The sequence below is a fragment of the Exiguobacterium sp. SH3S1 genome (assembly GCF_004337105.1).
In the GTDB taxonomy this organism is placed as follows: Bacteria; Bacillota; Bacilli; order Exiguobacteriales; family Exiguobacteriaceae; genus Exiguobacterium; species Exiguobacterium aurantiacum_A.
This window is the reverse complement of the sequence record NZ_SJUW01000001.1, coordinates 198,330-214,590: the sequence shown is the minus strand read 5'-3', so window position 1 is coordinate 214,590 and position 16,261 is coordinate 198,330. Positions and strand designations below refer to the sequence as shown.

Annotated in this window: 17 protein-coding genes and 1 riboswitch; of the genes, 16 read left to right on the top strand and 1 reads right to left on the bottom strand. The window is 53.7% G+C overall.

Annotation, left to right across the window (positions count from 1 at the left end; translation table 11 throughout):
• The 7 genes from rlmN (at position 1) to EVJ26_RS01090 (ending at position 6,711) form a co-directional block, all read left to right on the top strand.
• A complete protein-coding gene (rlmN, locus tag EVJ26_RS01120) occupies positions 1–1,086 on the top strand; it encodes a dual-specificity RNA methyltransferase RlmN (RefSeq protein ID WP_131469613.1) in 1,086 nt (361 codons plus the stop codon).
• 8 nt (positions 1,087–1,094) lie between these two features.
• Entirely contained in the window at positions 1,095–1,829 is a 735-nt protein-coding gene (locus EVJ26_RS01115) for a Stp1/IreP family PP2C-type Ser/Thr phosphatase (RefSeq protein ID WP_070327528.1), read from the top strand.
• Between the two features lie 5 nt (positions 1,830–1,834).
• The gene (gene pknB, locus EVJ26_RS01110) at positions 1,835–3,772 is read left to right on the top strand and encodes a Stk1 family PASTA domain-containing Ser/Thr kinase (protein WP_131469612.1); all 1,938 of its coding nucleotides are present in this window, start codon (positions 1,835–1,837) and stop codon (positions 3,770–3,772) included.
• 43 nt (positions 3,773–3,815) lie between these two features.
• On the top strand, positions 3,816–4,700 hold the full coding sequence (gene rsgA / locus EVJ26_RS01105) for a ribosome small subunit-dependent GTPase A (protein ID WP_070327526.1): 885 nt from the start codon (positions 3,816–3,818) through the stop codon (positions 4,698–4,700).
• 1 nt (position 4,701) lies between these two features.
• Positions 4,702–5,358, top strand: coding sequence for a ribulose-phosphate 3-epimerase (rpe, locus tag EVJ26_RS01100; protein WP_070327525.1), 657 nt, complete (start codon positions 4,702–4,704; stop codon positions 5,356–5,358).
• Between the two features lie 19 nt (positions 5,359–5,377).
• Positions 5,378–5,477: riboswitch (TPP riboswitch) on the top strand.
• A 74-nt stretch (positions 5,478–5,551) separates the two neighbouring features.
• Positions 5,552–6,124: an energy-coupled thiamine transporter ThiT gene (thiT, locus tag EVJ26_RS01095; protein WP_236633994.1), complete on the top strand. Its 573-nt coding sequence runs from the start codon at positions 5,552–5,554 to the stop codon at positions 6,122–6,124.
• Positions 6,124–6,711: a thiamine diphosphokinase gene (locus EVJ26_RS01090; RefSeq protein WP_070327523.1), complete on the top strand. Its 588-nt coding sequence runs from the start codon at positions 6,124–6,126 to the stop codon at positions 6,709–6,711. Before thiT ends, EVJ26_RS01090 begins: the two co-directional genes overlap by 1 nt.
• Before the next feature lie 57 nt (positions 6,712–6,768).
• Here the strand turns inward: EVJ26_RS01090 and rpmB are convergent, their stop codons facing one another.
• Complete coding sequence (rpmB, locus tag EVJ26_RS01085) at positions 6,769–6,957, bottom strand: 50S ribosomal protein L28 (RefSeq protein ID WP_015881349.1); 189 nt, start codon at positions 6,955–6,957, stop codon at positions 6,769–6,771.
• 252 nt (positions 6,958–7,209) lie between these two features.
• Here rpmB and EVJ26_RS01080 point away from each other — a divergent pair, with 252 nt between their 5' ends.
• The 9 genes from EVJ26_RS01080 to fabG all read left to right on the top strand — a co-directional run bounded on the left by EVJ26_RS01080 (position 7,210) and on the right by fabG (position 16,224).
• Positions 7,210–7,572: an Asp23/Gls24 family envelope stress response protein gene (locus EVJ26_RS01080; protein WP_016509701.1), complete on the top strand. Its 363-nt coding sequence runs from the start codon at positions 7,210–7,212 to the stop codon at positions 7,570–7,572.
• A gap of 22 nt (positions 7,573–7,594) precedes the next feature.
• A complete protein-coding gene (locus EVJ26_RS01075) occupies positions 7,595–9,271 on the top strand; it encodes a DAK2 domain-containing protein (RefSeq protein WP_201738304.1) in 1,677 nt (558 codons plus the stop codon).
• A gap of 63 nt (positions 9,272–9,334) precedes the next feature.
• Positions 9,335–9,997 (top strand): L-serine ammonia-lyase, iron-sulfur-dependent subunit beta, encoded by a 663-nt coding sequence (gene sdaAB, locus EVJ26_RS01070; RefSeq protein WP_035386362.1) that lies wholly within the window; start codon positions 9,335–9,337, stop codon positions 9,995–9,997.
• 12 nt (positions 9,998–10,009) lie between these two features.
• Entirely contained in the window at positions 10,010–10,897 is an 888-nt protein-coding gene (gene sdaAA, locus EVJ26_RS01065) for an L-serine ammonia-lyase, iron-sulfur-dependent, subunit alpha (RefSeq protein ID WP_131456232.1), read from the top strand.
• A complete protein-coding gene (gene recG, locus EVJ26_RS01060; RefSeq protein ID WP_131456230.1) occupies positions 10,884–12,914 on the top strand; it encodes an ATP-dependent DNA helicase RecG in 2,031 nt (676 codons plus the stop codon). Before sdaAA ends, recG begins: the two co-directional genes overlap by 14 nt.
• Before the next feature lie 85 nt (positions 12,915–12,999).
• A complete protein-coding gene (gene fapR, locus EVJ26_RS01055; RefSeq protein ID WP_016509712.1) occupies positions 13,000–13,569 on the top strand; it encodes a transcription factor FapR in 570 nt (189 codons plus the stop codon).
• Positions 13,566–14,555 (top strand): phosphate acyltransferase PlsX, encoded by a 990-nt coding sequence (gene plsX, locus EVJ26_RS01050; protein WP_131456228.1) that lies wholly within the window; start codon positions 13,566–13,568, stop codon positions 14,553–14,555. Before fapR ends, plsX begins: the two co-directional genes overlap by 4 nt.
• An 18-nt stretch (positions 14,556–14,573) precedes the next feature.
• The gene (gene fabD / locus EVJ26_RS01045; protein WP_070327517.1) at positions 14,574–15,491 is read left to right on the top strand and encodes an ACP S-malonyltransferase; all 918 of its coding nucleotides are present in this window, start codon (positions 14,574–14,576) and stop codon (positions 15,489–15,491) included.
• Complete coding sequence (fabG, locus tag EVJ26_RS01040) at positions 15,484–16,224, top strand: 3-oxoacyl-[acyl-carrier-protein] reductase (protein WP_070327516.1); 741 nt, start codon at positions 15,484–15,486, stop codon at positions 16,222–16,224. The genes fabD and fabG overlap by 8 nt, the downstream gene beginning before the upstream one ends.
• The last annotated feature ends 37 nt before the right edge of the window (positions 16,225–16,261 follow it).

Genomic DNA, 16,261 nt, shown 5'->3' with positions numbered 1-16,261 from the left:
ATGAATCCAAAAGCAGTTGAAAAAACCCCATTAGTCGGTGCCAAGCCGTCTTTATATTCGCTCACATACCCTGAACTCCAACAATGGCTCATCGATGCAGGAGAAAAGTCGTTCCGCGCGAAACAGTTATATGACTGGATGTATGTCAAACGGGTGACGTCATTCGATGATATGACGAACTTGTCGAAACCGCTTCGTGAAAAACTCGATGCTTCGTTCCAGTTGACGACGTTAAAAGAACTCGTCCGCCAGGAATCACAAGACGGAACGATCAAGTTCTTGTTCGAGCTCCAAGACGGTTACTCGATCGAGACGGTACTCATGCGCCACGAATACGGCAACTCGGTCTGTGTCACGACACAAGTCGGATGCCGCATCGGCTGTACGTTCTGTGCATCGACGCTCGGCGGGTTGAAACGTAACCTTGAAGCCGGAGAAATCACGGCTCAAGTATTAGATGTTCAACGGGCGCTCGACGTGAGCGGTGAACGTGTCGACTCGATCGTCGTCATGGGAATCGGCGAACCGTTTGACAACTATGACGAATTGATGCGTTTCTTGCGCACGGTCAACCACGATGACGGTTTGAACATCGGTTCACGCCACATCACCGTCTCAACGAGCGGAATCGTGCCGAAAATCTACAAGTTCGCCGACGAAGGGATGCGCATTAACTTTGCGATTTCGCTTCATGCGGCGTCGACGGAAGTTCGGACACGTCTCATGCCGATCAACCGTGCCTATAACTTGGACAAGTTGATGGAAGCCGTCAACTATTACACGGAGAAGAGTGGACGTCGTATCACGTTTGAATACGGTTTGTTCGGTGGCGTCAACGATACAGAAGAGGATGCCCACAAGCTTGCCGACTTGTTGAAAGGCGTCAAATGCCACGTCAACTTGATTCCAGTCAACCATGTGCTTGAGCGCGACTATGTGCGCACGCCACGTAATCAAATTTTTGCCTTTGAAAAAGTGCTCAAAGATCGAAAAGTGAACGTGACAATTCGTCGCGAACAAGGTTCGGACATCGATGCGGCTTGCGGGCAGCTTCGAGCGAAGGAGCGCGAACAAGAAACGAGGTAATCAGGAAGATGGAATTAGCATACCGAACCGACCGTGGGCAGGTGAGGGCTCAAAACGAGGATGCCGTCTTGATTTTAGGGGACGAGCATGCCGGGATCGCCCTCGTCGCCGACGGCATGGGGGGGCATGAAGCAGGAGAGGTCGCGAGCGGGCTCGTCATCGAGCAGTTTCGTCGCGCCTTTCCGACGCTTCCGGCCACACCGTTAGCGATGGAGACGTGGTTCCGTGATAACGTGGAGCTGGCAAATGAGCAAGTGCTTGAATTCGCGAAGCAGTCTAATCTCGTCATGATGGGGACGACCATCGCTGGCGTCTGTTGGCATGACGAAACGATTGTCATCGTGCACATCGGCGATAGCCGCGTCTACGCCCTTCGTGGCGGAACACTCCAACAATTGACGGAAGACCATTCTTACGTCAACGTGCTAAAACAACTTGGGGAATTGACGGAAGAAGAAATGCGGATCCACCCGAAACGAAATATTATCACCCGTGCGATCGGCTCAAAAGAGCACGTCGAACCTGATCTGCAAGTGTTTGCCGACCCCGAGTTCGACACGATTTTAATCTGTACGGATGGCTTGACGACTCACCTGACAGATGAAGCCATCAAACACGCCTTAACTCGTCCCATCTCTGCGGACGCTAAGGCGGACATGTTGATCGATCAAGCCAACCGATTGGGTGGGAGCGACAACATCACTGTGGCGCTCGTCCAATTCACAGATAGAAAGAGAGGATGAATCCGATGCGAAGTGGAGAACGAATCAACGATCGTTATCGGATCGAACAACAAATCGGTAGCGGCGGCATGGCAAATGTCTACCGGGCTCACGATGAGATTTTAAACCGAACCGTCGCCATTAAGGTGTTACGATCTGAATTCTCGCATAACGAACAATTTATACGCCGGTTCGAACGAGAAGCCCATGCGGCAACCAGTCTGAACCATCCAAACATCGTCGCCATTTATGACGTCGGAGATGAACAAGACATTTATTACATCGTCATGGAACATGTCGATGGTATGACGCTCAAACAATATTTACAGGAAGAGTACATATCAATCGAGGAAGCGTTACGGATCATGGGACAGATCTGTGATGCGATCGATCATGCCCATGCCCATCGCATCATTCATCGGGATATCAAACCGCAAAACATGATGATCGACCAAAACGGGAACGTCAAAGTGACCGATTTCGGGATTGCCGTGGCCATGTCGAACGCGACGCTGACCCATACGATGTCAGTCCTCGGGTCGGTCCACTACTTCTCTCCGGAACAAGCGCGTGGCAAGTTTGCCGATGAGAAGTCAGACATTTATTCGCTCGGTGCGGTGCTATACGAACTTGTGACAGGACGAGTCCCGTTCATCGGTGAGACGCCGGTCGCGGTCGCGTTACAACATTTGCAAGATGATCCGATCCGACCGCTCGACTTGAACCCTAAAATTCCACAAGCGCTTGAGAACTGTATTATGCAGGCGCTCGCCAAATCGCCGGGGGCACGACATGCCTCGGTTGCTGCTTTTAAAAAAGACTGCTTGACGTCGCTCAGCTCAGACCGCGCGGACGAACCGAAACGGATGCCGACAGAACAAGACGAATTTGATCAGACGCTCGTCATGGCACCTGTCGTTCCGGAAGAACCGAAAGAAGTCGTCAAGCAGCCGGCAGCTGCAGTCGAACCGGAATCGGCGACACCGAAGAAACAAAAGAAAAAGAAGTGGTGGCTCTGGCTAGTGCTCGTTCTTTTATTAATTGGTGGCGGGGTTGCCGCGTATGTGGTTGCAGATGAAATGTCACGTGCCGTCGTGCCTGATGTCGTCGGTATGAGCGTCGGTGATGCGACGACTGAACTGGAAGCATCCGGATTCATCGTTGAGACGACAGACCGGGTGAGTGACAACGTGTCTGAAGGCGACGTGATTTCGCAAAACCCGCAACCTGGACGGAAGCCGAAGCGCGGAACGGTCGTCACCATCGTCGTGTCCGCTGGAAAAGAGACGGTCGAGATGCCTGACGTCGAGGGATTGTCGCAAACAGCAGCGGAACGAACGTTGAAAGATCTTGATTTCACAGATATTGAAATCCAATCCGAATCGTCCGAAACGGTCGACAGCGGAGATGTGATTTCGCAGTCGATCACGCCAGGTGAGGAAGTTATCGCGTCGGAAGAGACGGTCACGCTCGTCGTCTCGACCGGAAGCAACAAAATCGAGCTCGCCAATTTGACAGGCTATACGTTCGAAGAGGCGTCAACTTACGCCGAGCAAAACAACTTGAAAATCGTGAAACGCGATGAGTATTCGACGAGCATCCCGGCGAATCAAATCATTCGTCAACTTCCGACGTCAGGGACGGCGGTCGATCCGGGAACGGAACTGACGGTCATCGTCTCACAAGGGGTCGAGCCGACCGACATCTCGATCGAGCGAGAAGTGGACGTCGAAATCGAACCGCCGGCAGAAGGTGAAGAGGCGGAGCCGGTCGAAGTCGTCATCCGTACCGTCGATGCCCGTGGTGAGATCGAAGTGTTGCGTGATATGATCACAGAAACGACGACGTATTCCTATACGCTCGTCATTGCTCCGGACGAAGTCGGTACCGCGACGATTGAAGTCGAGGGAGAAGTCGTTCGGACCGATACGGTGACATACGCCCAAGCAAAAGATTCACAATGAAGAGGTGGCGTGCGCGTCACCTCTTTTCTAAGGAGGAAACAGGATGAAAGGAACGATTATTCGCTTGCAAGGTGGATTTTATGATGTCATGACCGAAACGAAAGTTGAAATCAGATGTCGCGCCCGGGGAAACTTCCGGAACCGAAACATTTCGCCCGTCGTCGGGGACGACGTCGATATTCAAGACCAAGGGGACGGGACCGGCTACATCATGGCTGTCGATGAGCGGTCGAACCATCTCGTCCGTCCGCCGATCGCCAACATCGATCAGGCGTTTCTGCTCTTTTCCGTGAAAGAGCCGGCGTTCTCGTTTCATTTGCTTGACCGCTTTCTCATTTTGATCGAATCGAAGCAAGTTCACCCGATCATCGTGTTGACGAAGATGGACTTGTTGCTAGAAGCTGAAAAGGAAAAAATTAGTGCGGCGGCAGCGCTATACCGTTCGATCGGCTATCAAGTCATTGAGACGTCGACCGAAGACGGAGCTGGGATCGAGCTCATCCGCAGTGCGTTCAAAGACAAGACGAGCGTATTCGCCGGACAGACCGGCGTCGGGAAGAGTTCGTTGCTGAACGCGGTCGCACCGGAGCTTGAACTCGCGACTGGTAAGATTTCGAAAGCGCTTGGCCGCGGGAAGCATACGACGCGTCACGTCACGCTCATCACACTCGCGGACGGGTTCGTCGCCGATACACCTGGATTCTCGAGTCTTGAGTTCCCGGAAGAACTTGAAGTCGAGGAGATGCGTTGGTGTTTCCCTGAATTCGTCTTGCGGCACGATGACTGTAAATTCCGTGGTTGCGCCCATTTGAACGAGCCAGGTTGTGCCGTCAAAGCGGCGGTCGAGGCCGGAGAAATCGCTTCCACCCGCTATGCGAACTATGTTACGTTTATGGAGGAATTAAAAGATAGACAACGGAGGTACTAACATGATTAAAATCGCACCATCGATCCTGTCGGCCGATTTTGCCAACCTTGAGGCAGAGGTCAAAGCGGTCCAAGAAGCAGGGGCCGATTACATTCATTTTGACGTCATGGACGGTCAGTTCGTGCCGAACATCTCGATTGGACTGCCGGTACTCAAAAGTTTGCGTGACAAGTCGGACATGGTATTAGACGTCCATTTGATGATCGACCAGCCGGAACGGTTCGTCGAGGACTTCGTTCAAGCAGGCGCCGATATCGTCACGGTCCATGTCGAGGCGACAAACCATTTGCATCGCGTATTGCAACAAATCAAAGGAGCCGGCGCTAAGTGTGGTGTCGTCTTGAACCCACATACACCGTTGTCGTCAATCGAGCACGTGCTCGGTGATGTCGATATGGTGTTGCTCATGACCGTGAACCCTGGCTTTGGCGGCCAAGCGTTCATCGAAGCGGTCGTCCCGAAGATCGCGGCGCTCAGCGAGATGCGCCAAGCGCGTCGTCTCGACTTCGAAATCGAGATCGATGGCGGGGTAAATCCTGCGACGGCAAAACTTTGTATCGACGCAGGTGCTGACGTCCTCGTTGCCGGTTCGGCCATCTATAACGAACCGAGCTATAAAGACGCAATCGATAGCATTCGCAACGCGTCTCGTGTATAATCGTCTGTAGAACAACAAATATTGTCGCAAGGGGTGTCACATCTGTGGCTGAGAGGCATGAGCTAACCCTTTGAACCTGTTCCGTTCACACGGACGTAGGGATGTGGCGAAAATGCACGTTGCTACACGATAGCAGCATGGCGTTTACGTCATGCTGCTTTTTGTCGTTCACTCATATCAAGGAGGGAATAAGATGAAACAACGTTTAAAACTACAGGCGCTCATTGAAATCTCGCTGTTCGCCTCGCTCGGACTGATCTTTGACATGCTCATCCCATATCGGTTGCCGCAAGGCGGAGCAGTCAGCCTGGCGATGCTGCCGATTCTCGTGATGGCGTATCGGCATGGATTGAGAGGCGGACTCGCGACAGGCGCGCTTGTCGGGACGCTACAACTGTTATTTGGGGCCTATATCTTCACACCGGTCCAGTTTTTACTCGACTACACGGTCGCCTACGGCCTCGTCGGAGTCGCCGGTATCTTCGCCGGTCAAGTCAAACAGTCGGCAAAAGACGGCGCCAAGAAAACGCTCACGTTCTATTTGATTCTCGGGGCGTTGATCGGCTCGGCGCTCCGATATGTTGCGCACGTCGTCTCCGGCATCGTCTTCTTCGCCGAGTATGCGGAAGGACCGGTCGTCTTGTACTCGCTCGGCTATAACTTGACGTATATGTTGCCGTCGTTCCTCGTCTCGGCGGTCGTGATCGTGATCTTGTTCACGTCGGCGCCGCGCTTCGCGACGCTCGCGACACGGGACATCAGATAATGCGCGTCTTGATTGTGGCTGCGAGCCCGGAAGCGGTCCCTGAGCTTCCTCGGAACGCCGATTACGTCATCGGCGTCGACGGCGGCTATCATACGCTGCTCGACCGTGGGATGAAGCCGGACCTGCTCGTCGGTGACTTTGATTCGTTCACAGGCACCGTGCCGGAGGAAGCTGTCCGTTATCCGTCTGAAAAAGACGTGACCGACCTTGAGATCGCTCTCGAGGCGGCACGAGGGAAAGGGGCGGACGTGATCGACGTGTACGGTGCACTCGGAGGCAGACTCGATATGACGCTCAGCAACGTCGGTCTGCTCGAGGCGTACCCCGAGATGCGGTTGTTCGCAGACGGGCAAGAAGTCCGCCTCGTCGGAAAAGGGGACTATCGTCTCCCGCGTCGTCCTGACCATTACTTGTCGCTCGTACCTTGGAAACGGGCCTCGGTCTCGATTCGTGGCGTCAAGTACCCGCTCGAGAACCATGACGTCGTCAGCCATGAGGCGCTGACGATCTCAAACGAGTGGTCGGCGGAAGAGGCGGACTTGCTCGTTCATAGCGGCAACGTCTTGATTATGTATATAAAGAAATAAACAAAAAAAATCCCATCGGCGCATGCCGCTGGGATTTATTTCGTTCGTGTATGGTAATTATACGCGTTCAACGAGACCTGATTTAAGAGCGCGAGCTGAAACCCAAACTCGTTTAGGTTTACCGTCAACGAGAATGCGAACTTTTTGTACGTTTACACCCCAAGTACGTTTTGTCTTGTTGAGTGCGTGCGAACGGTTGTTACCTGACTTAGGTGACTTACCTGTTACGTAGCATTTACGTGCCATGCGTTTCCCCTCCTTTTTTATGTGGGTTCGTCCTAATAGACACTCGTTTATATTAGCATGGGTTTTTTCACGATGCAACTAGAAAATAACCGGATGACAAGAAAAAAACTTGACATTACGGATGAGGATTTTAATAATGAATGAGGGTTGCGGTTACAATTGACCGAGTTTAGGGGCATGTCCTTTTAATAACTAGGTACTTATTGTAGAATATACTGTAGGAATCATTCCGAATAAAGGAGGCTACTCCATATGGCAATTGAAATGAAGACAACATATGGCAATATTGATATCACGAACGACGTGGTCGCGACACTCGCGGGCGGTGCGGCGATGGAATGTTTCGGCGTCGTAGGAATGGCGTCACAAGCTCAACTGAAAGACGGGATCGCAGAACTGCTCAAACGTGAGAACTATGCGCGTGGCGTTGTCGTACGTCAAGATGGAGAAGACGTACATATCGATATGCACATCATCGTGAGCTACGGGACGAAAGTGTCGGAAGTCGCGTACAACGTGCAAAGTCGTGTAAAATACACGCTCGGTGAAACTTTAGGATTAAACGTTTCGTCGGTAAATATATTCGTACAAGGCGTTCGTCTGACGAATGACTGACGAGAACGAAGGAGGATTTGGTGTGGGGTTAAAACGTTTAGATGGATTGGTGTTTGCGCAGATGGTCGCAAACGGTGCAGCCAACTTGAGCCAAAATGCAGATTACGTGGATTCGCTTAACGTCTTCCCGGTCCCAGACGGCGACACGGGAACGAACATGAATTTGACGATGACTTCAGGTGCGAAGGAAGTGGCCGCACTCAACACGGCGAATATCGCTGACGTGTCATCAAAGTTTGCCCGCGGTCTACTTATGGGGGCCCGTGGGAATTCGGGTGTTATTTTAAGCCAATTATTCCGTGGTTTCGGTAAATCAATCGAAGGAAAGACAGAATTATCGACACTCGACTTTGCCGAGGCACTCAAACGTGGCGTCGACACGGCATACAAGGCGGTTATGAAACCGGTTGAAGGAACGATTTTGACGGTTGCTCGTGAAGCGGCCGACGAAGCGCTCCGTGCCTCTGAGTCGACGAGCGACTTCAATGAGTTCATGGAGCAAGTGATCACGGAAGCGAAAGCTTCGCTCGAACGGACACCTGATTTGTTGCCGGTCTTAAAAGAAGTCGGTGTCGTCGACTCAGGCGGTCAAGGTCTCCTCGTCATCTATGAAGGGTTCCTCGCGAGCCTTGAAGGGAAAGAGCTCGAGAAGCCGCACGCACCGGTCATGGATGCCCTCGTTGAGGCAGAACACCATGCTGCGCAAGGTTTCATGTCGACGGAAGATATCGAATTTGGATATTGCACGGAGATCATGGTCCGTTTCCAAGACGAAAAGTTGAAACAGACTCCGTTCGATGAGGACGTGTTCCGTAACGAGCTGTCTGAACTCGGAGACTCTCTCCTTGTCGTCGCCGACGAAGAGTTGCTCAAAGTCCACGTTCACGTCGAGACGCCGGGCGACGTCATCACGAAAGGACAACGTTTTGGTGAGCTTGTCGCAGTCAAGATCGAGAACATGCGTCAACAGCATTCGACGATTCTTGAAGAAGAGCACGGTGCCAACCAGCACGGCGTTCAAGCGACTGCCGTCAAAGCGAAAGTGCCTTACGCGATCGTCACCGTCGCCATGGGTGAAGGTGTCAGTGAACTGTTCCGTTCGCTCGGTGCCGCACATGTCATCGAAGGCGGGCAGACGATGAACCCGTCGACGGAAGACATCGTCAAAGCGATTGAAGCGGCGAACGCCGAGCACGTCTTCATCTTCCCGAACAACTCGAACATCATCATGGCCGCTGAGCAAGCGGCATCGGTCGCACCTTGCGGCGTCTCGGTCATTCCGACGAAGACGGTACCACAAGGACTAGCGGCTGCCATCGCGTTCAATCCTGAAGCGGATGTCGAGACGAACGAGTCGGTCATGAAGACGGCCGCAACTACGGTCAAGTCAGGACAAGTGACATACGCTGTCCGTGACACGAGTATCGACGGTGTCGAGATTCGTAAAGATGATCATATGGCGATTGCTGAGAAGAAAATCGTCGCATCATCAAAATCGAGTCTAGAAGCGGCAAAAGCGCTCGTAGATGCACTTGTGGACGCGGATGATGAGATTGTCACGATCTTGACGGGCGAAGGTTCGTCGGCGGAAGATGTCGCAACACTCTCGGCTTACATCGAATCGAAGAACGATGAGATTGAAATCGAAGTTCACGACGGTAAACAACCGCTCTACTCCTACATTTTTAGTGTGGAATAAGCTGTATCTCAGCCCTGCCTTCTGTATAATGAAGGTAGGGTTTTTTTGAAAGGGGGAAATGCGATGAAATATCGCAGTGTGTTTGATATTATCGGGCCGGTCATGGTCGGACCATCGAGTTCGCATACGGCCGGAGCCGCACGCATCGGTCTTATGGCCGGCAAACTGTTCGGCCGAACGCCGGACCTCGCGCGGATCACGTTTTACGGGTCGTTCGCCGACACGTATCGAGGTCATGGGACGGACGTCGCCATCGTCGGAGGCATCATGGGGTTCGATACGTTCGATCTGCGCATCCCGCAAGCGCTCGACATCGCGAAAGAGCGGGGGATCGAAGTCGTCTTTGAGACGAGCGACGCGCTCACGGATCATCCGAACACGGCCCGGGTTCATCTCGAGGACGCGGAGGGGACGTTTGAGATCGTTGGGATCTCGATTGGCGGTGGCACGATTGAAATCACCGAATTGAACGGATTCCCGCTCAAGCTTTCCGGCGGTGGACCGGCACTTGTCGTCTTGCATCACGATCGCTTCGGGGCGATCGCGGCCGTGACGGGCATACTCGCCAAGCACGAACTGAACATCGGGCATATGGAAGTGAGCCGTCATGAAAAAGGCAAGCAAGCCTTGATGGCGATTGAAATGGATGAACCGATGCCAAAAGATGTATTAGCGGAACTGGAACGGTTACCTCAAATCGAACGGGTAGCCATCTTTGGGGAATAAGGAGAAACGACTATGTTTAAATCAGTAGAAGAATTAGTACGGACGGCAACGGAACGAGACATCCCGATCTCTGAAGTGATGATCGAGCAAGAAGTCCACGTCAGACGCTCGACACGAGAAGAGGTCATGGCGATGATGGAACGTAACCTTGAAGTGATGGAAGAAGCGGTCGAGCGGGCGATGCAAGGCGTGACGTCTGTGACGGGGCTGACTGGGAATGACGCCGTGCTCATGCAAGACTATGTCCGATCGGGCAAATCACTTGCCGGTGACTTGATTTTAGATGCCGTCGCCAAAGCGATTGGCACGAACGAAGTGAATGCGGCGATGGGACGGATTTGCGCGACACCGACGGCGGGGAGCGCCGGGGTCGTACCGGGGACGCTATTTGCGGTCAAGGACCGTCTCGAGATGGACCGCGATGCGATGATTCGGTATTTATTCACCTCGGGCGCGTTCGGATTCGTCGTCGCGAACAACGCCTCGATTTCGGGTGCGGCCGGAGGCTGTCAGGCCGAAGTCGGTTCCGCGACCGGTATGGCTGCAGCAGCCATCGTCGAAGCGGCCGGCGGGACGCCGGAACAGTCGGCGACGGCGTTTGCGATCGCCTTGAAAAACATGCTCGGGCTCGTCTGCGATCCGGTAGCGGGTCTTGTCGAAGTACCTTGCGTCAAACGGAACGCCATGGGTGGGGCGAACGCGGTCGTCGCGGCTGATATGGCGCTCGCGGGCATCACGTCCCGCATCCCGTGCGATGAAGTCATCTCAGCGATGTACGAGATCGGTCAAATGATGCCGACCGCCTTGAAAGAGACGGCACGGGGCGGACTCGCCAATACACCGACAGCACGTCGGATCGAACGCAATATTTTTGGAGAGAAAGAAAATGCCAAACAGTGACGCGTTGACGACGCTCCGAGGGGTCGGGCCAGAGATGGCCAAAAAACTAGAGACGATGGGTCTCGAACGAATCGAGGACGTGCTAGAGCACGTCCCGTTTCGTTATGAAAATTATAACAGCGGCACCGTGACGACGGCAGTCCACGGGGACCTGGTCAAATGGAGTGGGACCGTTCAAGCGGAACCGCTCGTCCGCTATTATAGTAAAGGCAAAAATCGACTTCAGTTCCGGCTGTTGTTAGAAGAGCGCTACGTCGTCCATGTGACGATGTTCAACCGCGCTTTCTATAAAGACAAACTGGCGCTTGGTGCGACGGTGACGGTCAAAGGGAAATGGGATATGAACCGGATGACGATCAGTGCGACCGATCTCGAGTTCGGTGAGCTCGCGGACGGATTACAGCCGATCTATTCGCTTCGTGCCGGATTGACGCAAAAGAATTTCAGTCGAATCGTCAAACTCGCCTTCGATCAGACGACGACGTTTGAGGACCGGCTGCCGGAATCAATCCGCTTGCGTTACCGCTTGGAGAACCGGGCGTCGATGCTCAGAGGGATGCATTTCCCTGATTCGATCGAGATGTACAAACAAGCGCGCCGCAGTTATGTGTACGAAGAATGCCTGCTTTATCAATTGAAGCTTCAGGCGTTTCGAAAGATGGAACGTTCCGGGAAAGGGAGGGCGCTCACGCTCGAAAAAACGCAACTCAACGAGTTCGTCAAGCGGCTCGCTTTCCCGTTGACGGGTGCACAGACGCGCGTCATTCGTGAGATCGTGAGTGATATCGAGAAGCCCGAACGCATGAATCGCCTGTTGCAAGGGGATGTCGGGAGCGGGAAGACAGTCGTTGCCGCGATCGCCTTGTATGCGACAGTGAACGCGGGTTATCAAGGCGCGCTCATGGTGCCGACCGAAATTTTGGCCGAGCAGCATGTCGCTTCGCTTGAACAACTGTTCGAGCCGTACGGGATCCGTGTCGCCTTATTGACGAGTTCGGTCAAAGGGAAGGCGCGCGCTACGTTGCTCGAAGCGATCAAAGCCGGTGACGTCGACATCATCGTCGGCACGCACGCCTTGATTCAAGGGCCGGTTGAGTTTTCGCGTCTGCACTTGGCGATCACGGATGAGCAACACCGGTTCGGCGTCGAGCAGCGGAAAATGTTACGAGACAAGGCTGATCTTGCGGACGTCTTGTATATGACGGCGACGCCGATTCCGCGGACGCTCGCGATCAGCGCGTTCGGGGAGATGGATGTGTCGACAATCGATGAGATGCCGGCAGGCCGGAAGCCGATCGAGACGTATTGGGCGAAAACGGATCAAATCGACCGGGTGCATGTGATGGTCGAGCGCGAACTGTCACTCGGACGTCAAGCGTACGTCATCGCGCCATTGATCGAGGAATCCGATACGCTCGAAGTCGAGAGCGCAACCGAGTTGTATCATTTACTCAATGAGCGATTCCCGAACTATGCGGTCGGACTCATGCACGGAAAACTGTCGAGTGCCGAGAAAGATGAAGTGATGAAGGCGTTCGCTGACAACTCCCTGCAAATTCTCGTGTCGACGACGGTCGTCGAGGTCGGGGTGAACGTGCCGAACGCCTCGCTCATCGTGATCCACGATGCGGAACGGTTCGGTTTGGCCCAGCTCCATCAGTTACGGGGACGCGTCGGTCGAGGCGCACATCAATCTTATTGTATATTAGTAGGAGACCCGAAGTCTGATGTCGGGAAGCTCCGCTTGAAGACGATGACGGAGACGAACGACGGATTCGTGTTAGCGGAAAAAGATTTAGAACTCCGCGGCGCCGGCGACTTCTTTGGGACAGCCCAAAGCGGGTTGCCGAGTTTCCGTGTCGCCGACCCGGTGCTCGACCTCAAAGTGATGGAAGTGGCGATGCAAGACGCCGTCCGCTTGCTCGGCAGCGAGACGTTTTGGCAGGAGTCCTCGTACAGACCGCTGCGTCAATACTTGAAGCGACTCGACTTACTTGTCGGCGAAAGGTTAGAATAACACTTGAAAATTAAAACTAAAGAATATATACTGCTATTAGTACCAGGTATTAAGTTCTTTAGGGAAGAGTTTAGGAGGGAACTGAATGCGGGTACCTAAGAAGGAGCGGCAACGCTTACTGCAAGAAACGATTGAACATAACCCGTTCATTAAAGACGACGAACTGTCGAAGCAGTTCGCCGTCAGCATTCAAACGATCCGTCTTGATCGGATGGAGCTTAAAATTCCTGAAGTCCGGGAACGGATCAAGCATGTTGCTTCAGAGCACCTCGATGAAGTGAAGTCGCTCGCAATGAGCGAGGTCATCGGTGATATGATTGACTTGAAACTCGACGAATCGGCCATCTCGGTTCTCGACATGGAAAGAGAACACGTCTTTAGCCGCAACGAGATCGCCCGTGGACACGTTTTGTTCGCTCAGGCCAACTCGTTAGCGGTGGCGCTCATCGACGACGAACTGGCGTTGACCACTAAAGCGGAAATCCGGTTTAGTCGCCAAGTTCATCTCGGAGAGCGAGTCGTTGCCAAGGCTCGTGTTGTCAAACTGCGTCGAGACGGACGGACGGACGTCTCAGTGGATAGTTATGTCGGCGAAGAGTGTGTCTTTAGCGGAGACTTCACGATTTATCGTCGCGGTGAGGAGGAACAAGTATGAAGTTAGCAATTGATGCAATGGGTGGGGATCATGCCCCAAAAGCAATCGTGGACGGCGTAAAACAATTTGCTGAACGTTTTCCGGACGAGCAGATGGAACTGTTTCTAGTCGGTGATGGAGTGAAGCTTGCGTCCTACGGGTTGACCGACCCACGGATTACAATCGTTCCTGCGAGCGAAGTCATCACAGGCGAAGATGAACCGGTCCGGGCGGTTCGCCGGAAGAAAGACAGCTCGCTCGTCGTAGCGGCTCAGCTCGTCAAAGACGGGAAAGCAGATGGACTCGTATCGGCCGGGAACACCGGGGCGCTCATGGCGGTTTCGCTTTTTGTCATCGGTCGGATTCCTGGAATCGAACGTCCGGCACTGTCGCCAACGTTCCCTACATATACGGGTAGCGGTGTCGTCGTCTTAGACGTCGGGGCCAATCCGGACGCTAAGGCAGAACATTTGGTTGATTACGCGATCATGGGTTCGCTTTACGCCGAGCACGTCCGCGGCATCAAGCGCCCACGTGTCGCGCTCCTAAACATTGGGACGGAGGCTGGGAAAGGAAACGCGCTGACGAAAGAAGCGTTCCCCCTCCTCGAACAGGCTCCGGTCCACTTCGTCGGAAACGTCGAGGCCCGCGAGGCGATGTCAGGTGACGTTGATGTCATCGTGACAGAAGGATTTGCCGGAAACATTTTGTTGAAAGGTGTGGAGGGTGCTTCGTCAATGCTCATGAAAATGTTGAAAGAACAGTTCACGAGCGATATTGTCTCGAAGCTTGCCGCTCTCGTCTTAAAACCGAAACTGAAAAACTTGAAACAAACATTAGATTATCGTGAGCAAGGTGGTGCGGGCTTGTTCGGAATCAACGCCCCCGTCATCAAAGCGCATGGGTCGAGTGACGCACTAGCCATCATGAGTGCGCTCAAACAGGCGAAAATCATGGTTGACCATGATGTCGTCGCGAAGATCAAACAAGCGAAAGCAACAGACTAACGTAAAGAAGGTGAGTACATGAGAGAAGCGTGGATATTTCCCGGCCAAGGGTCACAAACAGTCGGTATGGGTCAAACGTTCTTAGACGATCCTGAACAGATGCAAGCGATCGATCGTCGACTCGGATTTGATTTGCTCGACGTCATGGCGGCCGGATCAAAAGAAGAGCTTCAACAAACGGAAGTCGCACAACCTGCCATCGTGGCGCACGCGGCGCTGCTCGCGCTCGCACACGGGAAGACCGGTGCCAAACCGGACGTCGTGATTGGCCATAGTGTCGGTGAGTATGCGGCACTCGTCGTCGCGGGCGTCATCGATCTCGAAGAAGCGTGTGTGCTCGTACGTGAGCGCGGTAAGCTCATGTCCGAGGTGAAGGACGGAACGATGGCAGCGGTCATCGGCATGACCGATGTCGCAGAAGCGTTCCACTTGACCGAGAAGATCAGTGCCAGCGGAAACCTTGTACAAATCGCCAATTACAACTGTCCGGGCCAGTTCGTCATTTCGGGTCACGTCGACGCGGTCAAACAAGCAGAGACAGACTTAAAACAGGCTGGGGCGAAACGCGTGTTGCCGCTAGACGTGTCAGGCGCGTTTCATAGCTCGTATATGATGCCTGCTGCGACACGGTTTAAAGATGTGCTCGCATCGTCACCGTTCAAAGATGCGACGATTGGGATCATTTCGAACGTCGACGCGGCGGTCCATACTGACGCCGAGAAACTAAAGGCGCTTCTCACCGAGCAACTGTACGCCTCGGTCCGGTTTGAGGACTGTGTCCGGAAAGCGATTGCTGAGGGGGTCGATACGTTCATCGAGTTCGGTTCGACGTCACCGTTGTCCGGGCTCATCAAACGAATCGATAAAAACGTGACACTTAAACAAGTGACGACGTTAGAAGAGGTTGCAGCGTTAGGGGGAGAAGTGCGTGCATGACCAAGTAGCAATCGTGACGGGTGCGTCCCGGGGTATCGGGGCCGCCATCGCGAAGCGTTTAGGGGAAGACGGCTTTCGAGTCGTCGTCAATTACTCGGGTAGTGTCGAGCAAGCAAAAGCAGTCGTTGCAGCCATTGAAGCAGCGGGCAGCGAGGCGATCGCCGTCAAAGCGGACGTCTCGAACGCTGACGATGTGAAAGCACTCGTCAAGACGGCAGTCGATACGTTCGGCCGTTTGGATTGCCTCGTCAACAACGCCGGGATCACACGAGACGGTCTGCTCATGCGCATGAAAGAGACCGACTTTGACGATGTGCTCGCAACGAATTTGAAAGGCGCGTTCTTGACGTCGCAAGCGGCGACGCGTCCGCTCCTCAAGTCGAAATCAGGGCGCATCATCAACATCGCCTCGGTCGTCGGAATCACGGGGAACGCCGGACAAGCGAACTATGCGGCAGCGAAAGCTGGACTCATCGGACTCACGAAATCGGTGGCGCGCGAGCTCGCGGCCCGTCACGTGACGGTGAACGCGGTCTGTCCGGGCTTTATCGAGACCGACATGACGGGTGCGTTGACAGACGCGCAGCGCGAAGCGACGCTCGGACAAATTCCGTTCAATCGCTTCGGCCAAGTCGAAGACGTGGCGAGCATCGTCTCGTTTCTCGCGTCAAGCGAGGCCGCTTATGTGACCGGGCAGACGATCGCCGTCGACGGCGGCATGACGATGGCGTAAAAACAGAACTTTACCAATTGTAGTACATTTAATATAA